The organism is Pseudoblastomonas aquimaris (assembly GCF_035481675.1).
Taxonomy (GTDB): domain Bacteria; phylum Pseudomonadota; class Alphaproteobacteria; order Sphingomonadales; family Sphingomonadaceae; genus Alteriqipengyuania_B.
The window spans coordinates 365,170-388,555 of sequence record NZ_JAYJJW010000001.1; the positions used below are offsets into that span (position 1 = coordinate 365,170).

23 protein-coding genes are annotated in these 23,386 nt (G+C 65.4%); 19 read left to right on the plus strand and 4 right to left on the minus strand.

The features are described 5' to 3' along the window. Window positions 1–32: 32 nt before the first annotated feature. Window positions 33–2,876 carry an Rne/Rng family ribonuclease gene (locus tag VCJ71_RS01820; RefSeq protein WP_324638625.1) on the minus strand — a complete coding sequence of 948 codons (2,844 nt, stop codon included), beginning with the start codon at window positions 2,874–2,876 and terminating at the stop codon, window positions 33–35. Between the two features lie 520 nt (window positions 2,877–3,396). On the opposite strand from VCJ71_RS01820, the gene VCJ71_RS01825 reads away from it, so the two are divergent. The 5 genes from VCJ71_RS01825 to VCJ71_RS01845 all read left to right on the plus strand — a co-directional run bounded on the left by VCJ71_RS01825 (window position 3,397) and on the right by VCJ71_RS01845 (window position 10,334). Next, the gene (locus VCJ71_RS01825) at window positions 3,397–4,269 is read left to right on the plus strand and encodes an N-acetylmuramoyl-L-alanine amidase family protein (protein ID WP_324638626.1); all 873 of its coding nucleotides are present in this window, start codon (window positions 3,397–3,399) and stop codon (window positions 4,267–4,269) included. 66 nt (window positions 4,270–4,335) lie between these two features. Continuing rightward, entirely contained in the window at window positions 4,336–6,861 is a 2,526-nt protein-coding gene (locus tag VCJ71_RS01830) for a penicillin-binding protein 1A (RefSeq protein ID WP_324638628.1), read from the plus strand. Window positions 6,862–6,954: 93 nt separating this feature from the next. Further along, entirely contained in the window at window positions 6,955–8,082 is a 1,128-nt protein-coding gene (gene prfB, locus VCJ71_RS01835; protein ID WP_324638631.1) for a peptide chain release factor 2, read from the plus strand. A 60-nt stretch (window positions 8,083–8,142) separates the two neighbouring features. Next, window positions 8,143–8,898: a class I SAM-dependent methyltransferase gene (locus VCJ71_RS01840; protein ID WP_324638633.1), complete on the plus strand. Its 756-nt coding sequence runs from the start codon at window positions 8,143–8,145 to the stop codon at window positions 8,896–8,898. 29 nt (window positions 8,899–8,927) lie between these two features. Continuing rightward, window positions 8,928–10,334 (plus strand): NAD(P)H-dependent flavin oxidoreductase, encoded by a 1,407-nt coding sequence (locus VCJ71_RS01845; protein WP_324638634.1) that lies wholly within the window; start codon window positions 8,928–8,930, stop codon window positions 10,332–10,334. A gap of 9 nt (window positions 10,335–10,343) precedes the next feature. On the opposite strand, the gene VCJ71_RS01850 is transcribed toward VCJ71_RS01845, so the two are convergent. After that, window positions 10,344–11,633 (minus strand): ammonium transporter, encoded by a 1,290-nt coding sequence (locus VCJ71_RS01850; protein ID WP_324638637.1) that lies wholly within the window; start codon window positions 11,631–11,633, stop codon window positions 10,344–10,346. A gap of 86 nt (window positions 11,634–11,719) precedes the next feature. Next, complete coding sequence (locus VCJ71_RS01855) at window positions 11,720–12,736, minus strand: 2-hydroxyacid dehydrogenase (RefSeq protein ID WP_324638638.1); 1,017 nt, start codon at window positions 12,734–12,736, stop codon at window positions 11,720–11,722. 128 nt (window positions 12,737–12,864) lie between these two features. On the opposite strand from VCJ71_RS01855, the gene VCJ71_RS01860 reads away from it, so the two are divergent. After that, on the plus strand, window positions 12,865–13,329 hold the full coding sequence (locus VCJ71_RS01860) for an SH3 domain-containing protein (protein WP_324638639.1): 465 nt from the start codon (window positions 12,865–12,867) through the stop codon (window positions 13,327–13,329). Window positions 13,330–13,351: 22 nt separating this feature from the next. Here the strand turns inward: VCJ71_RS01860 and VCJ71_RS01865 are convergent, their stop codons facing one another. Then, entirely contained in the window at window positions 13,352–14,542 is a 1,191-nt protein-coding gene (locus tag VCJ71_RS01865) for a thiolase family protein (protein ID WP_324638640.1), read from the minus strand. A 113-nt stretch (window positions 14,543–14,655) separates the two neighbouring features. Here VCJ71_RS01865 and VCJ71_RS01870 point away from each other — a divergent pair, with 113 nt between their 5' ends. The 13 genes from VCJ71_RS01870 to nuoF all read left to right on the plus strand — a co-directional run bounded on the left by VCJ71_RS01870 (window position 14,656) and on the right by nuoF (window position 23,350). Further along, window positions 14,656–16,086, plus strand: a complete 1,431-nt coding sequence (locus tag VCJ71_RS01870) for a coniferyl aldehyde dehydrogenase (RefSeq protein WP_324638641.1) — start codon at window positions 14,656–14,658, stop codon at window positions 16,084–16,086. A gap of 158 nt (window positions 16,087–16,244) precedes the next feature. Further along, window positions 16,245–16,619, plus strand: a complete 375-nt coding sequence (ndhC, locus tag VCJ71_RS01875; protein ID WP_324638642.1) for an NADH-quinone oxidoreductase subunit A — start codon at window positions 16,245–16,247, stop codon at window positions 16,617–16,619. Between the two features lie 73 nt (window positions 16,620–16,692). After that, window positions 16,693–17,238, plus strand: coding sequence for a NuoB/complex I 20 kDa subunit family protein (locus VCJ71_RS01880; RefSeq protein WP_324640852.1), 546 nt, complete (start codon window positions 16,693–16,695; stop codon window positions 17,236–17,238). Next, the gene (locus VCJ71_RS01885; protein WP_324638644.1) at window positions 17,235–17,726 is read left to right on the plus strand and encodes a hypothetical protein; all 492 of its coding nucleotides are present in this window, start codon (window positions 17,235–17,237) and stop codon (window positions 17,724–17,726) included. The genes VCJ71_RS01880 and VCJ71_RS01885 overlap by 4 nt, the downstream gene beginning before the upstream one ends. Next, on the plus strand, window positions 17,726–18,595 hold the full coding sequence (locus VCJ71_RS01890; protein ID WP_324638646.1) for an NADH-quinone oxidoreductase subunit C: 870 nt from the start codon (window positions 17,726–17,728) through the stop codon (window positions 18,593–18,595). Before VCJ71_RS01885 ends, VCJ71_RS01890 begins: the two co-directional genes overlap by 1 nt. Next, window positions 18,595–19,206, plus strand: a complete 612-nt coding sequence (locus VCJ71_RS01895) for a hypothetical protein (RefSeq protein WP_324638647.1) — start codon at window positions 18,595–18,597, stop codon at window positions 19,204–19,206. The genes VCJ71_RS01890 and VCJ71_RS01895 overlap by 1 nt, the downstream gene beginning before the upstream one ends. Then, complete coding sequence (locus VCJ71_RS01900; RefSeq protein ID WP_324638648.1) at window positions 19,203–20,420, plus strand: NADH-quinone oxidoreductase subunit D; 1,218 nt, start codon at window positions 19,203–19,205, stop codon at window positions 20,418–20,420. Before VCJ71_RS01895 ends, VCJ71_RS01900 begins: the two co-directional genes overlap by 4 nt. Then, window positions 20,417–20,920, plus strand: a complete 504-nt coding sequence (locus VCJ71_RS01905) for a hypothetical protein (RefSeq protein WP_324638649.1) — start codon at window positions 20,417–20,419, stop codon at window positions 20,918–20,920. The genes VCJ71_RS01900 and VCJ71_RS01905 overlap by 4 nt, the downstream gene beginning before the upstream one ends. Next, complete coding sequence (gene nuoE / locus VCJ71_RS01910; RefSeq protein ID WP_324638651.1) at window positions 20,920–21,588, plus strand: NADH-quinone oxidoreductase subunit NuoE; 669 nt, start codon at window positions 20,920–20,922, stop codon at window positions 21,586–21,588. Before VCJ71_RS01905 ends, nuoE begins: the two co-directional genes overlap by 1 nt. Continuing rightward, on the plus strand, window positions 21,585–21,758 hold the full coding sequence (locus VCJ71_RS01915) for a hypothetical protein (protein WP_324638652.1): 174 nt from the start codon (window positions 21,585–21,587) through the stop codon (window positions 21,756–21,758). Before nuoE ends, VCJ71_RS01915 begins: the two co-directional genes overlap by 4 nt. Next, complete coding sequence (locus tag VCJ71_RS01920; RefSeq protein ID WP_324638653.1) at window positions 21,758–21,895, plus strand: hypothetical protein; 138 nt, start codon at window positions 21,758–21,760, stop codon at window positions 21,893–21,895. Before VCJ71_RS01915 ends, VCJ71_RS01920 begins: the two co-directional genes overlap by 1 nt. Continuing rightward, window positions 21,895–22,071, plus strand: coding sequence for a hypothetical protein (locus VCJ71_RS01925; protein WP_324638654.1), 177 nt, complete (start codon window positions 21,895–21,897; stop codon window positions 22,069–22,071). The genes VCJ71_RS01920 and VCJ71_RS01925 overlap by 1 nt, the downstream gene beginning before the upstream one ends. Next, the gene (gene nuoF, locus VCJ71_RS01930) at window positions 22,061–23,350 is read left to right on the plus strand and encodes an NADH-quinone oxidoreductase subunit NuoF (protein WP_324638656.1); all 1,290 of its coding nucleotides are present in this window, start codon (window positions 22,061–22,063) and stop codon (window positions 23,348–23,350) included. The genes VCJ71_RS01925 and nuoF overlap by 11 nt, the downstream gene beginning before the upstream one ends. Window positions 23,351–23,386: the final 36 nt, after the last annotated feature.

Sequence of the window (23,386 nt, forward strand, 5' to 3'; positions counted from 1 at the left end):
GAGGACCGCCCTTTCATGTATCTGCCGCCGGCTCAGTTGCCGAAGGTGCGCTGCCACCAGCCGCCGCGCCGGGGCGCGTCGTCATTGTCCGGCTTGGCATCGTCTGACTTGGCTTCGCCGGACTTGGCTTCGTCGGCCTTGTTGGACGCATCGCCCGAAGGAACCGTGTCCTCGCCCGAGAGGACTTTGGCGAGGGCGGGCTTGTCGTCCGCCTCCGCATCGGCCTTCTTCGCACGCGAGCGCTTGGGCTTGGCATCCGCTTCCGGCGCGTCGTCGGTGATGGCGGCTTTCTTCGCCCGCGGCTTGCGCTTCGGCTTCTCGGCCTCGCCTTCCGGAGCGTCGGCATCTTCGGCTTTCTTCGCACGCGAGGCGCGCCTGGGCTTCGGAGCCGCTTCGGCAGCCTCGGCAGCGTCGTCCGTATCGGCCTTCTTGGCCCGCGACTTGCGCTTGGGCTTCGGCGCGTCCTCCGCGCTTTCGTCCGTTGCGGGGGCATCGCCGTCCGTGCCGGCCTTCTTCGCGCGGCTGCGGCGCTTCTTCGGCTTCTCGTCCTTGTCGGCAGCTTCTTCCGGATCGACCGGCGTGTCGTTCGGGCCGGAAGCGACCGGGATGTCCGCGACCATCTGTTCCGACACGGCATCGAGATTGGCAGCGTCCTGTGCCGTCACCTCGGTGTCGTCGCCGCGGTTCTCGCCCGCGCCGCGACCACCGCGACCGCGCCGGCCACGGCCGCCACGGCGACGCCGCTTCTTGGGCTTGCCTTCGCCGTTGTCGTCGTCGCTGTCGCCTTCGTCGGAACGGGCGCCATCGCTGTCTTCGTCGGCATCGTTGCGATCGCTGCGATCGTCGCCATCGGAGCCGCGCTTCTTGTTGCGGCCGCGACCGCCGCGGCGGCGGCGCTTGCGGTTGCCCTGGCGCTCGTCGCTGTCGTCCTCGTCCTCGTCGTCGTAGCTGTCCTCGGCGACTTCGTCCTCGTCGTCGTCATCGTCGATGATGGCTTCGAACTTGGGGCGATTGGCGGGCTTGGGACCGTGGCTGGAGACGCTCATCTTCGCGCCTTCGTCCTCGCCTTCCGGGACGACTTCAACGCTGACGCCGTAGCGCTGTTCGATCTCGACCAGGTCGGCGCGCTTTTCGTTGAGCAGGTAGACCGCCGCTTCGGTGCTGGCGGCCAGCTTGATCGTGGTGCCCTTGCCCTTGGCCGCTTCGTCCTCGATCAGGCGCAGGGCGGAAAGGCCGGCGCTGGATGCGGTGCGGACAAGGCCGGTGCCGTCGCAATGCGGACATTCGCGGGTCGTCGCCTCCAGAACGCCGGTCCGCAGGCGCTGGCGGCTCATTTCCATCAGGCCGAAACTGGAGATGCGGCCCACCTGGATGCGGGCGCGGTCGTTCTTCAGTGCGTCCTTCATGCAGCGTTCGACCTTACGGACGTTGGAGTTGTACTCCATGTCGATGAAGTCGATCACGACCAGCCCGGCCATGTCGCGCAGGCGCAGCTGGCGGGCGATTTCCTTGGCCGCTTCGAGGTTGGTCGCCGTCGCGGTCGCCTCGATCCCGTGTTCCTTGGTAGACCGGCCGGAGTTGATGTCGATCGACACCAGCGCCTCGGTCGGGTTGATGACGAGATAGCCGCCCGACTTCAGCTGCACTACGGGATCGTACATGGCCTTCAGCTGGTCTTCCGCGCCATAGCGCTGGAACAGCGGCACGGGGTCCGCATACTGCTTCACGCGCCGGGCATGGCTCGGCATCAGCAGCTTCATGAAGGCCTTGGCGGACTTGTAGCCCTCGTCGCCTTCGACCAGCACTTCCTCGATCTCGCGATTGTAGATATCGCGGATCGCGCGCTTGATGAGGTCGCTGTCCGAATGGATCTGCGCCGGCGCGCTGGATGCCATGGTGCGTTCGCGGATCTCGTCCCACAGGCGGGCGAGATAGTCGAAGTCGCGCTTGATCTCGGTCTTGGTGCGGCTGAGGCCGGCGGTGCGCACGATCAGGCCCATCGACTTCGGCAGGCTGAGATCGCCGACGATCTGCTTCAACCGCTTACGGTCGCTGGCGGAGCTGATCTTGCGGCTGATGCCGCCGCCGTGGCTGCTGTTCGGCATCAGCACGGTGTAGCGCCCGGCGAGGCTGAGATAGGTGGTGAGCGCCGCGCCCTTGTTGCCGCGCTCTTCCTTCACGACCTGGACCAGCAACACCTGGCGACGCTGGATGACGTCCTGGATCTTGTAGCGGCGGCGCAGGTTCAGGCGCTTGGCGCGAACTTCGTCCGCCTTCTTGGCCTTGCCGCCCTGCTTGCCGGATCCCTTGCCCTGGCGGCGCCCGCGACCGCGGCGGCCGCGACTGCGCGACTTGTCGTCGCTGTCGTCGCCGTCTTCGCTGTCGTCCTCATCGTCGCCATCGTCGTCGTCGGAAGCGCCATCGACATGGCCTTCCTCGATCGTGGCGACGTCGTCCTTTTCCGACGTGTCGATTTCTTCGAGCTCTTCCCCGGCAAGATCGTCGGCGAGGGCTTCGCTGCTCTCGTCGTCTTCCGGCTCGTCGACGATGTCGTCGTCGCTATCGCGCAGAGCTGCTTCCTCGGCCGCGGCCTCGGCCTCTTCGGCCAGCAGGCGATCGCGATCGTCCTTGGGGATCTGGTAGTAATCGGGGTGGATTTCGCTGAAGGCGAGGAATCCGTGCCGGTTGCCGCCGAAATCGACGAATGCCGCCTGCAGGCTGGGTTCGACCCTCGTTACCTTGGCAAGATAGATGTTGCCCTTGATCTGCTTGTGTTCGGCAGATTCGAAATCGAATTCCTCAATCCGGTTGCCTTGCTGAACCGCCACCCGGGTTTCTTCCGGGTGGCGCGCATCGATTAGCATGCGCGTTGCCATTGTATATTCTCCGTGCGCGCAGGCGCGGTGCGACCCAGGCCGCCCGTTCGCGCATTATCTGGTGGGTAGGTGTCCGCCGGTGGCGAAGCGCCGCCGGCTGGAATTGCGTTGTCATGAAAAACGTGTCTGCACCCGCGCCAAGCGGCCCGCCATGGGCATGCTCCGCCGCGCCAGCCCATGCCGCGGCCCGCGAGCGGGGCACCTGCATGGAAAGCGGAAGCGGAATTGGCATCGAGGCATCAACCTGTGTCTGCCGGGATAATGCGGGCGAATGCCGCACGTCCGGTCGGTCCCCGGATCGGGGCCCCGGAAACCGGTTGCTTTGGCAGCCGCGCCAGCCCGGTGGGCGGCGCTCGGCGCGAAGGACAACGGATGTCTCGGGGCGGAACGCCCGGGTTGCCGCAGCGCTAGCACCGCGCCGGATTCCAAGCAACCATATTGCGCGGAATGGCAGTTTTCCCACACACTTGCCGTCCTTTTCGCTTGTCGGCGCGGCACGCGGGCGAATAGGCATGCGCCCATGTCCGACCGGCTCCAGATCGGCCTCTTGTTCCTTGCCCCGGTGGCCCTGCTGGCGGGGCTGTACGCATTGGGCCTGTCGATCCCCGTCCCCTCGCTGGGACGCGGCTACGTCGTGAAACTGCAGCTGCCGGGTGCGGGTGAGTTGCGCGACCTGCCCGAAATCCTCGGCCCGGAAGACAATTCGCGCCCGCTGGTGGTGATCGATGCGGGACACGGTGGCCCTGACGGCGGTGCCAGCGCGTCGGGTTATGTCGAAAAGGACATCGTCCTCGGCCTCGCGCTCGCCCTGCGCGACCGCTTGCTGGAGGATGGCGGCGTACGCGTGGCGCTGACCCGGACGGACGACAGCTTCGTTGTCCTGCAGGAACGCGTGGCGGTGGCGCAGAAGCTGGGCGCCGACGTGTTCGTGTCTATCCACGCGGATTCCGCCGCCAACGTCGATGCCACCGGGGCGACCATCTATACGCTGGACGACGAGGCGAGCGATGCCGTCGCCGCGCGCTTCGCCGAGCGCGAGAACGCGGCCGACACCCTCAACGGCGTGCAGCTGGGCACCCGCGGCGAAGCGGTCGATTCCATCCTCGTCGACTTGTCGCAGCGGAGAGTGAAGGGCGACAGCCTGCGCCTTGCCCGCCTTGTCCTGCGCGAAGGGGAGGGGCGCATCCGCTTCCATTCCGCGCCGCTTCGCGCGGCGGACCTCGCGGTCCTCAAGTCGCTCGAAATGCCGTCCATCCTGTTCGAAAGCGGGTACATAACCAATGCCGCCGATGCCGAGCGCCTGGCGAGCGCGGCCAACCGCCGCGCCACCAGCGATGCCATCGCCCGGGCGCTGCGCATCTACCTCGCCACAGAGCAGGTGGAAGGCAGCTGAACCGGAGGGGGCAAGCGATTTCGCTGTGGCGCGGTTCATAAACCGCGTGCTAAGGCCCCGCGCACGATGGCCGATACGCAGACGACCGAGAGTTTCACCTATCGCATTCGCCGTGACGCGGGCTCCCTGTGGGCCCGCATGCGTGAGCTTTGGCGCGGCAACAAGTGGGTCCGCAGGCTCGGCATCCTCGTGGGGGCGGGTTTGCTGCTGCTCGGTGCGTTCTGGATCTGGCTCGCGCACGACCTGCCGGATGCGGAAAGCCTTGCCGAATACGAAACGTCGCTGCCCACCATGGTGCGCGGCGTCGATGGCGAAATCGTCGGCACCTATGCCCGCGAACGGCGCGTGCAGCTGGAATTTGTCGATTTCCCGCGCCCGCTGATCAACAGCTTCCTAGCCGTCGAGGATGAGACCTTCTGGACCCACGGCGGCGTCGACCTGACCGGTACGATCAACGCCGCGCTCGATTATGCGACGAAAATGGGCAGCGGCACGCGCGCGGTGGGCGGATCGACCATCACCCAGCAGGTCGCGAAGAACATCCTGCTGGGTGACGAATATTCGATTACCCGCAAGCTGAAGGAAATGATCCTCGCCCGTCGGATCGAAAGCGTCCTGACGAAGCCGGAAATCCTCACGCTGTATCTCAACGAAATACCGCTTGGCCGCCGCAGCTTCGGCGTACAGGCCGCCGCGCGTGCCTATTTCGACAAGGACGTGGCGGAGCTCGACCTCCATGAAATGGCGTTCCTCGCGATCCTGCCCAAGGCCCCCGAACGCTATGGCCGCGCGGCGAACGAGCAGCAGGCGATCGCCCGGCGCAATTTCGTGCTCGATGCGATGGTCGACAACGAATACGCCACGCCGGAAGCCGCAGCAGTGGCCAAGCGCAAGCCGCTCGGCCTGGTGCGCAGCGCGAAATCGCAATACGCCACGGCGGACGCGGGCTATTTCATGGAAGAAGTGCGCCGCCAGCTGATCGAGCAATTCGGCGAAACCAGCGAGGCCGGCCCGAACAGCGTTTATGGCGGCGGGCTGTGGGTGCGCACCTCGCTCGACACCGAATTGCAGACGGCGGCGCGGGATTCCCTGCGCGCGGGCATGATGCGCTATCACAGCGGCAAGGGCTGGCGCGGTCCCATCGCGACGGTCGATGTCGCCGCGGGCAATTTGACTGGGCAACTGGCGAGCTCCAACCTCGGCATCAATTACAAGGACTGGCGCGTCGGCGTGGTGACCGAGCGTAACGGCAGCAACGCCACGGTCGGTTTCTCCAATGGCGACACCGCGCCGCTGTCCAACCTGCCCAATGCGCTGAAGGCCGGCGATGTCATCGCCGGCTCGCCCAGCGGCAACGGCTGGCGGACCGAGACGATACCGGAAGTGTCGGGCGGCTTTGCAGCGATCCAGCCATCGACGGGCCGCGTCCTTGCCATGCAGGGCGGCTTCGACAGCCGGCTGGGCAGCTTCAACCGCGCCACGCAGGCGCAGCGCCAGCCGGGCTCCACCATCAAGCCGTTCGTTTACGCAACCGGCCTCGACCAGGGCATGACGCCGGCCAGCGAGGTGATGGACGGCACTTTCTGCGTCTACCAGGGCGCGGACCTCGGTCAGAAATGCTTCCGCAACTTCGGCAATGCGAGCGGCGCGGGCGAAAAGCCGATGCGCTGGGGGCTGGAACAGTCGCGCAACCTGATGACCATCCACATCGCCAACGATGCAGGGATGGAGAACGTCAACAAGACCTTCGAACGTGTCGGCATCGGCAGTTACGAGCCCTATCTCTCCTTCGCACTCGGCGCAGGGGACACGACCGTTGTGAAGATGGTCAATGCCTATGCCGCGCTCGCCAACCACGGGCGACAGTTCGCGCCGACCACGATCGACTACGTGCAGGACCGGTCCGGCAAGGTCATCTGGCGCGCGGACAAGCGCCGCTGCGACAGCTGCAACATGGCGCAATGGGATGGCAAGCCGATGCCGCGACTGGAAACGGGCGGCCGCCAGGTGATGGACGCGCGCACCGCCTTCCAGACGCAGCACATGCTGACCGGCGTGGTCCAGCGCGGCACCGCCACGACCCTGCGCGATCTCGACATCCCGCTGTTCGGCAAGACGGGCACGACCACCGGGCCCACCAACGTGTGGTTCGTGGGCGGCTCGCCCGATGTGGTCGCGGGCGTCTATCTCGGCTTCGACCAGCCGCGCAACATGGGCGGCTATGCCCAGGGCGGCAGCCTGGCCGCGCCGATCTTCAAGCAGTTCGTGCAGGAAAGCCGCGACCGCTGGAGCGGGCGACCCTTCGTGGCGCCCAAGGGCATCCGCATGGTCAAGATCGACCGCCGCACCGGCCGCCGCGTGTTCGAAGGCACGCCGAGCGACGATGCGCAGGCAGCGGTCATTTGGGAAGCGTTCAAGCCCGACACCGAACCGCGCCGACAGGCCCGCTCGGACGAGCTCGACGCGCTGCGCCAGACGCTGATTGCCGAATTGCGGTCCGCCAACACCACGCCGCGCCAGCGCATCCGGCAGGAACGCAGGCAGGAAGAGGAGCTGATGGACTTCGTCGAATCGCAGGGCGGCATCTACTAGCCACCGCTCACGACGTCGGCATCTCGCGCTGCACCCTTTGACGCTGCCGCCGCTATCGCCTAGCGCGCAGCCTTTCTTGATCGGAGACATCCCATGCGTGCCGAAGGGCAGGCCCATATCGACCGGATCGAAGCCGCGCTGGCGCTGGTACGCCAGTCGCTGGACTGGGAGCGTGCTCTGCGCCGCCTCGACGAGCTCTACGCACGCGTGCAGGACCCGACGCTGTGGGACGATCCCAAGCAGGCGCAGGCGATCACGCAGGAACAGAAGCGCCTCGAAAGCGCGGTCAAGACCGTGCGCGAGATCGAAAGCGAGATGTCCGACGCCATCGAATTCGTCGAGATGGGCGAGGAAGAGGGCGATGACGAGGTGATCGCCGACGGACTGGCGAGCCTTGCCGCGCTCGCGACCCGCGCCGATGCGGACAAGGTGCAAGCCCTCCTGTCGGGCGAAGCCGACGCCAACGACACCTATATCGAAATTCACGCCGGGGCCGGCGGCACCGAAAGCCAGGACTGGGCGGAAATGCTGCTGCGCATGTACGCCCGCTGGGCCGAACGGCGCGGGTTCAAGGTCGAGACGGTGGAATACCAGGCCGGCGAAACGGCAGGCATCAAGTCCGCTACCCTGCTGGTGAAGGGCGAGAACGCCTATGGCTACGGCAAGACCGAAAGCGGCGTCCACCGGCTTGTGCGGATCAGCCCCTATGACAGCTCCGCCCGGCGTCACACCAGCTTTTCCAGCGTCTGGGTCTATCCCGTAATCGACGACGATTTCGAGATCGAGATCAATGAAAGCGACCTCAAGGTCGACACCTATCGCGCATCGGGCGCGGGCGGGCAGCACGTCAACACGACAGATTCCGCGGTCCGCATCACCCACCAGCCGACCGGCATCGTCGTCGCCAGCCAGAACGACCGCAGCCAGCACAAGAACCGCGCCACCGCGATGAACATGCTGAAGGCGCGCCTGTTCGAGCGCGAGATGGCCGAACGCGAGGCCGCGGCGGGGAGCGAATACGAAGCGAAGACGGAGATCGGGTGGGGCCACCAGATCCGCTCCTACGTCCTCCAGCCGTATCAGATGGTGAAGGACCTGCGCACCGGCACCACCAGCACCAATCCCGATGCCGTGCTCGACGGCGCGATCGACGAATTCATTTCCGCCGCACTCGCCCAGCGGGTGACGGGCGAGACCGTCGATATCGAGGATGTGGACTAGCGGCAGGGGCAGCCGGCGGGCGCTTTGCCTGACCGGCGAAACCGTCTAACGAACCAGGCGATGGGCATTTCTTCACGCGTTTGCGCCGTTACGGCATGCTGCGCCGCGCTGGCGCTGCTGGCCGCCTGCAAGCCTGCGGGCGAGGGCGAGCGGCCGGAAAGCGCGCTCGAATTCCCGCTGCCGATCCGCCCCGTGTCCGATCTCGGCGCCAACCAGTTCTCGACGGAGGTCGATCGCGACAACCGGCGCGAGGCGCAGATCGTGATGGACCTGGCCCGGATCGAACCCGGAATGACCGTGGCCGATATCGGTGCGGGCGAAGGCTATTACACCGTGCGTCTCGCCGAACGGGTCGGGGAGAACGGCCGCGTCCTGGCGCAGGATATCGATGCCGGTGCGCTCGGCCGGCTGGCCCAGCGGGTGGAGCGCGAGCGGCTGGACAATGTCTCGATCAAGCCGGGCGCCGCGGACGATCCGCGCCTGCCGGCGGATAGTTTCGACCGCGTATTCCTCGTCCACGTCTACCACGAGGTTTCGGAGCCTTACGCGCTTTTGTGGCGGCTCTATCCCGCCGTGCGCGAAGGCGGACAAGTGATCGTGGTGGAAACCGACCGGCCGAGCGACCAGCACGGCATTTATCCGAAACAGCTATTCTGCGAATTCGATGCGGTGGGGTTCCGTCTCGTCGAATTCGTCCGCAAGCCGGAACTGGCCGGCTACTACGCGCAATTCGAGAAAACGGGGAACAGGCCGGAGCCCGGGGCCATTGAGCCTTGCGAAGTACCGGTGAGGGACACGGGCGAGCAGGCGCAATAGGCGCTGCATCCCGCACGAGAGGAAATACAATGAGTTTCAAGGGTCTGCAGCCGATTTCTTACGGGGGACGCGAAGTCTGGCCGCTGATCGAGGGTGGCAAGGGCGTGTCCGCCACGAACCACATGTCGAGCGGCGCCTGGGCGGCGGCGGGCGGCATCGGGACGGTCAGCGCCGTCAATGCCGACAGCTATGACGAGGACGGCAATCCGATCCCGCAGGTCTACCCGCAAGCGACCCGCAAGGAACGGTTCGAACAGCTGGTCCGCTATGCCATCGACGGGGCGACCGAGCAGGTGAACCGCGCTTACGAGATCGCGGACGGCAAGGGCGCGATCAACATCAACGTGTTGTGGGAACAGGGCGGCGCGCAGCAGGTCCTCGAAGGCGTGCTGGGCAATTGCGCCGACAAGATCACCGGCGTCACCTGCGGTGCCGGCATGCCCTACAAGCTGGCCGAGATCGCTCAGCGCTTCGACGTCCATTACCTGCCCATCGTGTCCTCCGCCCGCGCTTTCCGCGCGCTGTGGAAGCGCAGCTATTCCAAGGTGCCGGACCTGCTGGCGGCGGTGGTGTACGAGGATCCGTGGCTCGCGGGCGGGCATAACGGCCTGTCGAACGCGGAAGACCCGACCAAGCCAGAAGACCCCTATCCCCGCGTGAAAGCCCTACGCGAAACCATGCGCGCCGAAGGCGTGAGCGAGGACACCGCCATCGTCATGGCCGGCGGCGTGTGGTTCCTGCGCGAATGGGAGGAGTGGATTGACAATCCGGAGCTGGGCAAGATCGCCTTCCAGTTCGGCACGCGCCCGCTGCTGACAGAAGAAAGTCCGATCCCGCAGGTGTGGAAGGACATGCTGCGCACGGTAGAACCGGGCGACGTGCTGCTGCACAAGTTCAGCCCCACCGGCTTCTATTCCAGCGCGGTGAAGACGCCTTTCCTCTACGACCTCATGCATCGCAGCGAGCGGCAGATACCGATCTTCAAGCGCGACGAGGAAGACGGCACCATCCCGCTGATGGACCACGGCAAGGCGAAGTATTTCTTCGTCCACCCCGGCGACCAGCGCAAGGCGCAGAGCTGGATGGCCGAAGGCTTCACCGAAGCAATGAAAACGCCCGACGATACGGTCGTCTTCGTGACGCCGGAAAGCGCCGAGCGTATCCGCACCGACCAGCAGGAATGCATGGGCTGCCTGTCGCACTGCCAGTTTTCGAGCTGGAAGGACCACGACAACCACACCACCGGCCGCCTGGCCGATCCGCGCAGTTTCTGCATCCAGAAGACGTTGCAGGACATCGCGCATGGTGGCGACCCGGACGACAACCTGGCGTTCGCCGGCCACGCGGCCTACCGCTTCAAGCAGGACCCGTTCTATTCGAACAACTTCACCCCCACGGTGAAGCAGCTTGTCGACCGTATCCTGACGGGGGACTAAGCCCTTCCGTCAGTTCTGGTGCGCGGCGTCGAGCCCGTCCGCTTCGTCGCTCTCGCTCACCCGCATCGGGATGAAGAGCGATACGGCGGTGGCGAGGATGCCGGTTGCAAAGACGCTCCACACGGTCACCGCGGCGATGCCGATGGCCTGTGCGGCCAGTTGCCCCGCGACGCTCTGCCCGGGCGGCAGGCCGGTTCCGCCCCATTCCGCGGCCATGAACAATCCGGCAAGCAGGGTGCCGGTGATGCCGCCGACGCCGTTGATCGCAAACACGCTCAGCGTGTCGTCGATGCGCAGCGAATTGCGGATGAAGTGCGCGGCATAGCGGCAGGTAAGCGCGGCAACCGCGCCGATCACGATGGCCGCGCCGGTCGAGACGAAGCCCGCGGCAGGCGCGATGGCGACGAGGCCGACGAGCGCGCCGCTGGCAAAGCCGTTGGCGCTGACATGGCCGGCACGCAGCCGGTCGACAGCATGCCACACGAGGACGGCGGTGGCGGCAGAGGCCTGCAGGTTGATCAGCGCGGCAGCGGTCTCGTCCGAGGCGCCGAGCAGTAAACCGCCGCCCGTCACACCGAACAGGCCGAGCCAGAGCAGCGGGATGCCGAGCAGGCGCAGGTAATCGGATTGCGGCTCGTCCGCCGTGTCGGGAAAGCCCTTGCGGCGGCCCATCAGCAGTGCGGCGACCAGCGCCGAAACCCCGGCGGTGGTGTGGATCACCAGGCCGCCGGCGAAATCGACCGTGCCGATCCGCAGGGCCAGCCAGCCGCCGCCCCATAGCCAGTGGGCGACCGGGGCATAGACGATGAGGCTCCAAAGCCCGGCAAAGATGACAACCCAGCCGAACCGCCCGCGCTCCGCCCATGCGCCCACCATCAGCGCGGCAGCGAGGACGGCGAGCATCGTCTGGAACAGGGCGAAGGCGCTTTCGGGCACGGTGGTGCCGAACCGCACGGCCTCGATCTGCAGCAGCATCCAGCGCGACCCGCCACCGATCCAGCCGCCCGTCGTCTCCGCAAAGGCGAGCGTATAGCCGACCATGATCCACAGCAGCGAAACCACCGCAGCGATCACACCGACTTGCAGCGGGACGGAGATCGAGTGCTTGTAGCGCACCGCGCCGCCGTAATAGAACGCGAGGCCGGGCAGGGCGAGGAAGACCAGCGCCGTCGCGGTCAGCAGCCACGCAGTGTCGCCCGGCAGCGCCTGTTCCACGACGACCGCCGCCGCGTGCGCAGGCGATGCCATGGCAGCCATCAATGCAGCCGCAACGGCGGCGAGAATCACGGCAGGACGCATCGAAACCCCTCGAACAATCAGGCGGTCGCTATCGCACGAACCGATTGCGAAAGGGTGAAAGTGCCGTTCACCCTGCTTCAGTACCTTCAGACGAGGCCGGTGAGCACCTGGTCGGGCGGGCGGTGGCCGTCGGCCCAGAAGCGGATGTTGGCAATGACCTTTTCGCCCGCAGCGACGCGGCCTTCCCACGTGGCGCTGCCAAGGTGGGGCAGGGGCGTGACGTTGGGCAGCGCGACCAGCGCCGGATCGACGTCGGGCTCTCCGCGATAGACATCGAGCCCCGCCCCGCCGAGCTTGCCTGATTGTAGGGCCGCCAGCAACGCGGCCTCGTCGATCAGCTCGCCGCGCGCGGTGTTCACCAAATAGGCGCCATCCTTCATGCCCGCGATGGCATCGGCGTCGATCAATCCCCGGGTCTGCGGCGTGGCGGGGCAGTGGAGCGTGACGATGTCGCTTTGCGCCAGCAGCTCCGACACGTCGCCAGCGTAACGCACGCCCAGCATGTTCTCGACCGCTTCGGGCAGGCGGTGGCGATTGTGGTAGAAAATATCGAGGCCGAAGGCGCGGGCGCGGTGGGCAACCGCCTGGCCGATGCGGCCCATGCCGACGATGCCCAGCGTCTTGCCGCGCAGGCTGCGGCCGAGCAGCGCTGACGGCGTCCACCCGTTCCACTCGCCTGCGCGCATCATCGTCGCCCCTTCCGACAGGCGGCGCGGCGCGGCGAGGATCAGGGCGAGCGTGATGTCGGCTGTATCCTCGGTGAAGACGCCGGGCGTGTTGGTCACGATGATCTTGCGCCCTCGCGCCGCATCGAGGTCGATGTGGTCGGTGCCCGCACCGAAATTCGCGATCAGTCCCAGCCGGTCGCCGGCCTGCTCGATCAGTTCGGCGTCGATGCGGTCGGTGACCGTGGGGACGAGCACGTCGCAGCTGCGCATCGCCTCGGCCAGTTCGTCGCGGGTGAGGGCGCGGTCCTCGTCGTTGAACCTGGCGTCGTAGAGTTCGGCCATGCGCGGCTGGACGCCGGGCAGGGCGCGGGTGACGTGGACGCGGGGCTTGCCCTCGACGCGGCGGGTGGGCGGTGCGGGATCGGAATGCGGCATGGCTTCCGATTGGCGGGGCGCTCGGTCCGGGTCAAGGGGAGGGGGCAGCGGATAGAGCGACGACGTGCCTGTGCAGCCGATGCCGCTGCCCCTTGAAGTCGCTGAAGGGAAAGCGATAATGCACCGCCATGCGCACCGCTTTTGCCTGTTTCCTCGCCGCTTTCGCCCTTGCCGTCCCTGCCGCCGCGCAGGATGACGAGGTGCCCTATTGGGCCGCCATCAACGTGGACGAGATCAACATGCGCAAGGGGCCGAGCACGACCTATCCGATCGACTGGGTCTACACGCGCAAGGGCCTGCCGGTTAAGGTGCTGCGCAAGCGGGAAGGCTGGCGCTATGTCGAGGACATGGACGGCACGCGCGGCTGGTTTGTGGGCCGGATGCTGACGCGAACGCGAACCGCCATCGTCACCGGCGAAGGCGTGGCGCCGATGCGTGCGGAGCCCAATGCCGGCGCCTCGCTCAGCTGGAATGCGGAGCCGGGCGTGGTCGGCAGGCTGGGCGAGTGCGAGGCGGGCTGGTGCGAATTCGACGTCGAAGGACGCGCCGCGTGGATCGAAGCCGACCGCATCTGGGGCGACGGCGAACCCTGAGACCCGCCGTCAACCGGATCGCTTAAAGCATTTCCACCGCAACGGCCGTGGCCTCGCCGCCGCCGATGCACAGCGTGGCGATACCCTTGCTCTTGCCCTGTTCCTTCAATGCATTGAGCAGCGTCACGATAATCCGCGTGCCGCTCGCACCGATCGGGTGACCGAGCGCGGTCCCGCCGCCGTTGACGTTGATCCTGTCGTGCGGGATGCCGATGTCGCGCATGGCGAACATGGCGACGCAGGCGAATGCCTCGTTCACTTCCCACAGATCGACCTCGTCCTTGGACCAGCCGGCTTTTTCGAGCACCTTCTCGATCGCACCGATGGGCGCGGTGGTGAACTTGGCCGGCTCGTGCGCATGGGCGGCGGTCGCCACGATCTTCGCCACCGGGTTGCGATCGCCGGCCTTGCTCTGCCGGGTCAGCACGATGGCGGCCGCGCCGTCGGAAATGGAGCTGGAGGTGGCGGCGGTGATCGTGCCGTCCTTGGCGAATGCGGGGCGCAGCGTCGGGATCTTGTCCGGGCGACCCTTGCCGGGCTGCTCGTCATGTTCGACCGTCACTTCGCCCTGCCGCGTCTTGACCGTCACCGGCACCACTTCGCCCGCAAACGCGCCGCTTTCGATGGCGGCATTGGCGCGGCGCAGGCTCTCGATGGAATATTCGTCCATGTCCTCGCGCGTCATCTGGTACTCGTTGGCGGTTTCCTGCGCGAAAGTGCCCATGGCGCGGCCTTCCTCGTAGGCATCTTCCAGCCCGTCCAGGAACATGTGGTCGTAGGCCGTGTCATGCCCGATCCGCGCGCCGCTGCGGTGCTTCTTGAGGAGGTAGGGCGCATTGGTCATGCTCTCCATCCCGCCCGCGATCACCGTGTCGACCGTGCCCGCGGCCAGCGCCTCGCTGCCCATGATCACGGTCTGCATGCCGCTGCCGCAGACCTTGTTGACGGTCGTCGCCTCGACCGACTTCGGGAGGCCGGCCTTCAGCGCCGCCTGGCGTGCCGGGGCCTGGCCGAGGCCGGCGGGCAGCACGCAGCCCATGTAGATCCGGTCGATATCCTCGCCGCTCACGCCGGCGCGCTCCACCGCGGCCTTCACTGCAGTCGCGCCCAGTTCGGTCGCGCTCACGTCAGCCAGCGCGCCCTGCATCCCGCCCATGGGGGTGCGGGCATAGCTCAGGATAACAATCGGGTCTTGTTCGTTGAACTGGGGCATGGCGTCTGATTGCCTTTCGTCTGGGAAGGTGAGAAGTTGCCCCCGACCTAATGCTGCGGCGCGGCGATATCAAACCGCAAACCCAAGAAAACGAATTTCCAGGAGAGACCGTAATGGCACACCCCGACCGCGACGAACTGATGACGATGCTGGACCGCCAGCGGAACGACTTCATGGCGAAACGGCCGGAGTCGCTGAATGTCCGGCGCGACCGGATCAAGCGCGTCATCGGCCTGATGAAGGATCACGGCGACGCGTTTTCCAAGGCGATGAGCGCGGATTTCGGTAACCGCAGCTGGGAGCAGTCGATGCTGACCGACATCGCCCCGACGATCAGCCTGGCGAAATATTGCCTCAAGAATCTCGACAGCTGGGCGAAGCCCGACAAGCGCAAGGTGCAGCTCCCGCTGAACCTGCTGGGCGCCAAGGCGGAGGTCCGGTACGAGCCGCTGGGCGTCATCGGGATCATCGCGCCGTGGAACTTCCCCGTCGGCTTGGCCTTCAGCCCGCTGCTGCAGGCCTTCGCCGCCGGCAACCGCGCGATGATCAAGCCGAGCGAGTTCACCGAGAAGACCAGCCAGCTGATGAAGGAGCTGGTGGAAGAAGCCTTCACGCCGGAGGAATGCGTCGTCGTGACCGGCCCGCCGGAAGTGGCGCAGGCGTTCAGCAGCCTGCCGTTCGACCACCTCCTGTTCACCGGCTCCACCGCGACCGGCCGCAAGGTCATGCAGGCAGCGGCGGAAAACCTCGTTCCCGTGACGCTGGAACTGGGCGGCAAGAGCCCGGTGGTGCTGGGCCGCGATGCGGACTTCAAGCGCGCGGGCGAACGGATCGCGATGGGCAAGATGATGAACGCGGGGCAGATCTGCCTCGCGCCCGATTACATGTATGTGCCGGAAGACAAGGAAGTCGAAGCAGTCGGCGCGGTCAGCGACGGGGTGCACGCGATGTATCCCAAGCTCTTGGAAAACGACGATTACACCAGCGTTGTCACCGACAAGCATTTCGACCGGCTGCAGACGCTGGTGAAGGATGCCCGCAACAAGGGCGCCGACGTGATCGAGATCAATCCGGGCGACGAGGATTTCTCAAACACCAACGCCCGCAAGATGCCGCTCACCATCATCCGCAACCCGACCGACGACATGGAGGTGATGCAGGACGAGATTTTCGGCCCCGTCCTGCCGGTGAAGACCTACAAGGCGGTGGACGAGGCGATCGACTACATCAACGATCACGACCGCCCGCTCGGCCTCTATTATTTCGGCGATAACGGAGAGGAGCAGGAGCAGGTCCTCGGCCGCACGATTTCAGGCGGGGTGACGGTCAACGATGTCATCTTCCATGTCTCTGCAGACGACCTGCCGTTCGGCGGGGTCGGCCCGTCCGGCATCGGGTCCTATCACGGGCCGGAAGGCTTTAAGACTTTCAGCCACGCCCGCGCGGTCTACACCCAGCCGAAGATCGATATTGCCGGCATGGCCGGGCTTAAGCCGCCCTATGGCGACAAGGCGGCCAAGACGATCAAGTCGATGCTGAAATAGGAGCAGGGCGGGCTTCGCGCGAAATGCACCGAAAAAGGCCCCGCGCGGCCCTTGCGAATGGCTGCCCACGGGACTAGTGCGCCGGGGTAATCCGTGTGCGGGCGTTTTGCCCGCCGCAAGGCCGTGGCGGGCAACCGCCGCTTCAACGAGAGAGCGCCGTGATCGACCTGCTCGAATACCTGCCCATCCTGATCTTCCTCGGCATCGCCGTGGTGCTGTCGTCGCTGTTCGTGTTCCTGCCGATGGGCGTCTCGCGCCTGACGGGCACGCACCAGCCGACAGCCGAGAAAGTTAGCGAGTACGAATGCGGCTTCCCGGCGTTCGAGGACTCGCGCAGCCGCTTCGACGTGAAATTCTATCTCGTGGCAATTTCCTTCCTGCTTTTCGACCTGGAGGCCTCATTCCTTTTTCCGTGGGCGGTGAGCCTGGATTCGATCGGCTGGACGGGTTGGGCAGGAATGATGATCTTCCTCGGCATTCTGGCCATCGGCCTGGCGTATGAATGGAAGATGGGCGCACTGGATTGGGACTGACATGAGTACGACCGCCAACGATCCCGCCTTCATCGGCGAAACCTCCCTGAATCCGGCGCTTGACGGACAGCGTATGCGCGACGCGGCTGTGCCCGCCGCAAAGCCCGGCGACGTCCGCCAGCCCGACGCGGACTATTTCAACGCCCTGCAGACAGAAGTGAACGACAAGGGTTTCCTCGTCACCAGCACCGAGGAACTGTTCCAGTGGGCGCGCACCGGCAGCCTGTGGTGGATGACCTTCGGTCTCGCCTGTTGCGCGGTGGAGATGATCCACGTCAACATGCCGCGTTACGACATGGAACGCTTCGGCGTCGCCCCGCGCGCGTCCCCACGCCAAAGCGACGTGATGATCGTGGCCGGCACGCTGTGCAACAAGATGGCCCCGGCGCTGCGCAAGGTCTACGACCAGATGTCGGAGCCGAAATACGTGATCAGCATGGGTAGCTGCGCTAACGGCGGCGGCTATTACCACTACAGCTATTCCGTGGTGCGCGGCTGCGACCGCATCGTGCCGGTCGACATCTACGTCCCCGGATGCCCGCCGACTGCCGAAGCGCTACTGTACGGCGTGATGCAGCTACAGCGTAAGATCCGCCGCATCGGGACGGTCGAGCGATGAGCGCGCGCTTTCTTTTTCCCGCTCTCGCTCTGGCAGCACTGCCGTTGGGCGTGGCCAGTGCGGAAGTTCCGGCCGGGCCGGCCCATGTTTCGCCCGACGGATCGGTAACCGTGCAGATGCCCTGCGCAAACCCTCGCTCGATGGAACCGGAAGGGTTCCCATCCGAAGTGCTGGTCTGTTGGGAGAGCGAAGCGCTCTATCTTTACACCTTCCGGGTGGACCCAGACGGGGCCGGCGCGTTTGAACGGGTCCTGAGCGAAATGGCGGACAATGCGTTTACGCAGGTCGAGGAAGGCACGCTCGGCGGCAAACGCGTAGCGGTCGCCACTCAGGCGTCCGTTGACGGCGGCGGGATGGTCAGGGTGATCGAAATTGCGCCCGACACTGTGGCGTTTGCCGCGGTCGGCCGCCCGCAGCTTACATGGGCCTCCAATGATGACGCCCGTAAGGCATCTGCGTTTGTCAATTCATTGAAGGTTGTGGACTGATGACCGTTCTTCATTCCGCACCCCGTCTCACCCGGATCGACGGGCTTGCCGGCACGCTGGGCGAGGCGCTGGGCGATCACCTGCTCGATACGCTGGAGGCTCACGGAGAGCTGGTGCTGACCGTCAGGCGCGAGAGCATCGCCGCCGCGCTGGAGATGCTGCGCGATCACCACGGCTACCAGCAGATGATGGAAATCGCCGGGGCCGACTATCCCGACCGCGACGAGCGGTTCGAGGTCGTCTACATGCTCCTCAGCCTCACGAAGAACAGTCGGATCATGGTCAAGGTCTCCACCGACGAGGCGAGCACCGTGCCCACGGTCACGCACCTGTGGCCCAACGCCGGCTGGCTGGAGCGTGAGGTGTTCGACCTTTACGGCGTGATCTTCGAAGGCAACCAGGACCTGCGCCGCATCCTCACGGACTATGGCTTCGAAGGCCATCCGTTCCGCAAGGACTTCCCGATGACCGGCTATACCGAGCTGCGCTATTCGGAAGAGGAAAAGCGGGTTGTCTACCAGCCGGTTGAGCTAGCGCAGGAAATGCGCACCTTCGACTTCCTCAGCCCGTGGGAAGGCGCCGATTACGTGCTGCCGGGCGATGAAAAGGCGATGCCGGCAGACGGCGGCGCGCCGGGCGAACCGCCGGTCAGCGAATCGAAGACCACCGAGAGCCCCAAGCAGACGGGTGCCGGCGCGAAAACGGACGCAAAGGCCGCCGAACGCGTCAGCGCCGCTGCCCCGGCGGAAGAGGACAGCAGCGTAGAAACCGACGCGCCGAAGCCGACCGAGGACGAGCCGGGCCGGGCGGAGCGCGAAGGCAAGACGGCAGACACCAAGGCGGCGACCGAGCCGAAGGACGAGGACTGATGGCCGCAAGGCATTTCCTTTTTCCGGCACTCGCGTTGCTCGCTCTTGCGGCGTGCGACGAAACGTCGCGGACCGATGCGGCAAGCTCGACCGAAGAATTCGCCAGCCGCGTCGGCGGCCCTGCGGCGGGGCCGGGCAAGCGCTTTACCGGCGGCGAGGCGTGGCTTCCCCGCGCGGCGGCTGCCGGCGCCCGCGCCGCGCCCGTGGGCCGCGCGGAGAATGATGCCGCGCCGAAGCTGCAGGTGATCGATTACGCCGCCCAGCCGGTCGATATCGGCCCGACACAGGGCGGCTGCGCGTTCTCGATCGAGGACCAGGTCATGCTGATCGCGGGCGCGCCCGATACGATGGACAGCGCCGGCCGCGGCGTCCTGCAACTGGGCGGCCAGCGTCGCTCCGTCGTGGGCGCGATGGCGGGCGGCCCGTCCTACATCGAAAGCGGCCCGACCATGGGCGACGGCACCTATATCGCGGAAGTCGTCCGCGAAGCCGGCGACCCGGTAGAAGGCGATGACGGTACTTTCCAGTGGAGCGCCACGATGACGGTGCGCGAGGGGACGGACGGTCCGCTGCGCACCTATGGCCCCGGCAAATGGACATGCGGAACATGAGTAGCGCAATTCAACTCGACCACTCGCCGACGACCGAAGGCGAGGAGATCACGAACTACACGATCAACTTCGGCCCGCAGCATCCCGCTGCGCACGGCGTGCTGCGCATGGTGATGGAGCTGGACGGCGAAGTGATCGAGCGGGTCGATCCCCACGTCGGCCTGCTCCACCGTGGGACCGAGAAGCTGATCGAGCAGAAGACCTACCTGCAGGCGCTGCCCTATTTCGACCGGCTCGATTATTGCAGTCCGCTGGCGCAGGAATACAGCTACGTCCTCGCCATCGAAAAGCTGCTTAACGTCGAGGTGCCGGAGCGCGGGCAGTACCTGCGCGTGCTGTTCGCCGAACTGACCCGCATCTGCAACCACATGCTCAACATCGGCGCGCACGTGATGGACGTGGGCGCGATGACGCCCAACCTGTGGGTTTTCGAGCTGCGCGAAGACTGCATGAACTTCTTCGAGCGGGCGAGCGGCGCGCGCATGCACAGCGCCTATTTCCGCCCCGGCGGCGTCCACCAGGATGTGCCGCTCAAGCTGCTGACCGACATCGGCGACTGGCTCGACAACCGCCTGCCGGAACTGTTCGGCGACGCGATGAGCTTGGTGCTCGACAACCGAATCTTCAAGCAGCGCAACGTCGATATCGCCGTGGTAAGCAAGGATGACGCGATCGCCTGGGGCTTCTCCGGCCCGATGATCCGCGCCGCCGGCGTGCCATGGGACCTGCGCAAGTCGCAGCCTTACGACGTCTATGACCGCATGGAATTCGACATTCCGGTGGGCACGAATTCCGATTGCTACGACCGCTTCGTGGTCCGCGTGAAGGAAGTTTACGAAAGCGCGAAGATCATCAAGCAGTGCATCGCGCAGATGCCGGATGGCCCCGTCGCCAGCGCCGACCGCAAGGTCGTGCCGCCCAAGCGCGCGGAGATGAAGCAGTCGATGGAAGCGCTGATCCACCACTTCAAGCTGTATACGGAAGGCTTCCACGTGCCCGCGGGCGAAGTCTACGTGGCGACCGAAAGCCCCAAGGGCGAATTCGGCGTCTATCTCGTCAGCGACGGGACTAACAAACCCTATCGCTGCAAGATCCGTCCCACCGCCTTCAGCCACCTCCAGGCTATGGATTTCATGTGCAAGGGCCACATGCTGCCCGACGCCACCGCCATCCTCGGCGCAATCGACGTGGTGTTCGGGGAGTGCGACCGGTGAGACTGCTCACCCTGCCTGCCATGCTTGCGCTGGCCCTCGGCTCCGCGGCGTCGGCGCGGGAGGAAGCGCAACCGCTGGCTTCTGTCGATGCGAGTCTATCCGCGCAACAGCCGGACGACGAGCTCGCGAGGGCGCAGATCATCGCCGAGAGTTTCGTATTCAACCTTGCTCAAAATTGGCAAGTGTCAAAGTCATATCTCGCGCCCGACGCAATGATGTGTTTTTTCGATAATTGCATGAGCAATCAAACTTTCAGGGTCGACTTGGAAAACTGGTCCATAAGAAAATGCCAGTTAGACAGAATAGCTCCCGCACGTCGCGTTAGTTATAGTGATAGTGTTATTCTGGTGCGTGCTAGGTGGTATTGCGGTGTCAGAGCTGAGACCGATGTCGCCCATATCTATTTCGAAGAGGATCAAGTAGTATCCATCTATACCTTCAACCCCTCAGTGAAACTTATCAAAAATGATAAATTGAATACAGAAGCAGGTGCGAACTGATGGCTGACCGTACCCCGCATCCCGATACGCCGGAACTGCGCGCGCAGTATGCCGACTGGGCTTTCGACGAGGAGCACAAGGCGAAGGCGGATCGCGCCATCGCGCGCTATCCCGAAGGGCGCCAGAAATCGGCCGTGATGCCGCTGCTCGACCTTGCCCAGCGGCAGGTCGGCAAGGAAACCGATACGCAGGGCTGGCTGCCGCTGCCGGTGATCGAATATGTCGCGGGCTACCTCGACATGCCGGTCATCCGCGTGCTGGAAGTCGCCACCTTCTATTTCATGTATAACCTCAAGCCGGTCGGCAAATTCCATGTCCAGGTGTGCGGCACCACGCCGTGCATGCTGCGCGGGAGCGACGCGATCATGGCGGCGTGCAAGGCGCGCGGCATGAAGAAGGGCGAGGTTTCGGAAGACGGTCTGTGGACGCTCACCGAGGTCGAATGCATGGGCAATTGCGCAACCGCGCCGATGGTCCAGATCAACGACGGCAACTACGAGGACCTGACGCCGGAGCGGCTCGACGCCGTGCTCGACGCGTTGGCCGCGGGCAAGCAGCCGAAGGAAGGCACGCAGGAGCCCGGTCGCCACACCAGCGAACCGAGCGGCGGCCCGACCACGCTCAAGGAAATGGTGGACGCCAATCACGATTACCGGGGCGAGTGGTGAAGCCTGTCGCCACCTGGCTGATTTCCGCGCTCGGCTTCGGAGGGCTGGCGGTGGCGATGTTTGCCACCGGCAACACGCTGCTGGGCGCCGCCTTCTCGTTCCTCGCCGTGTCGATGCTGGCCGGTGCGGTCGGCAAGAACGCGCAAAAGGGCAAGGAGCCGCTGGGCTGATGACCATCACCACCATCATCGTCGCACTCGTGCTCGTCTTCATCGCCTGGAAGGTGCTGATGGGCCTCGTCAAATTCGGCGTGATCGCCCTGATCGTGATCGCCGCAATCTATTTTCTCTCGCAGGGTGGCCTTTGATGATGTCGAAGGACGTCCTCAATTTCCTACCACTGGCCGGAATTTTCATCGGACTGGCAATTGCCTTCGCATTCGATCCAACGACGGAAAGGGTCGCTTGGTGGATTATCCCCGCCGGACTGCTCGGCGGGTATGCAATGAAGTTCGGGCTCAAGAGGTACTACGATGCTCGCTGATAAGGACCGCATTTTCACCAATCTCTACGGCTTCCAGGACTGGGGGCTGAAGGCGGCGCAGGCGCGCGGGGACTGGGACGATACCAAGGCGCTGATCGCGCGCGGGCAGGATTCGATCATCGACGAGATGAAGGCATCGGGCCTGCGCGGCCGGGGCGGGGCGGGCTTCCCCACCGGCATGAAATGGTCCTTCATGCCCAAGGAATCGAAGGACGGCCGGCCGAGCTTCCTGGTCATCAACGCCGATGAATCCGAACCCGGTTCGTGCAAGGACCGCGAGATCATCCGCCACGATCCGCACAAGCTGATCGAAGGCGCGCTGGTTGCGGGCTTCGCAATGCGCGCGCGCGCGGCCTACATCTACATCCGCGGCGAGTATATCCGCGAGGCGGAGGTGCTGCAGGCCGCGATCGACGAGGCGTATGACGCCGGGCTGATCGGCAAGAACGCCGCCAAGTCCGGCTACGATTTCGATGTGTTCCTCCACCGCGGTGCCGGCGCCTATATCTGCGGCGAAGAGACTGCGATGATCGAGAGCTTGGAAGGCAAGAAGGGCCAGCCGCGCCTGAAGCCACCGTTCCCGGCCGGAGCGGGCCTCTATGGCTGCCCGACGACGGTCAACAACGTGGAGTCGATCGCGGTCGTCCCCACGATCCTGCGCCGCGGCGCCGCGTGGTTCAGCAGTTTCGGGCGCGAGAACAACAAGGGCACCAAGCTGTTCCAGATCAGCGGGCACGTGGAAAAGCCCTGCGTGGTCGAGGAAGCCATGAGCATTCCCTTCCGCGAGCTGATCGAAGCGCACTGCGGCGGCATCACCGGCGGGTGGGACAACCTCCTCGCCGTGATCCCGGGCGGTTCTTCCGTCCCGCTCGTGCCGGCAGAGCAGATCATGGACTGCCCGATGGATTTCGACGGGCTGAAGGAAGTCGGCAGCGGGCTCGGCACCGCGGCGGTGATCGTGATGGACAAGTCGACCGACATCGTCCGCGCGATTTCGCGCATCAGCTATTTCTACAAGCACGAAAGCTGCGGCCAGTGCACCCCGTGCCGCGAAGGCACCGGGTGGATGTGGCGCGTGATGGAACGCCTGCGCACAGGCGATGCGGCAATCGAGGAAATCGACATGCTGCACGAAGTGACCAAGCAGGTCGAAGGCCACACGATTTGCGCGCTGGGCGATGCGGCGGCATGGCCGATCCAGGGCTTGATCCGTCACTTCCGTCCGGAACTGGAGCGACGCATCGCGGAAGCAGGCAACTATGCCGAGGCTGCGGAATAAAGCTTGCGTTCAGGCGGACTTGTAAACATCCTGCGG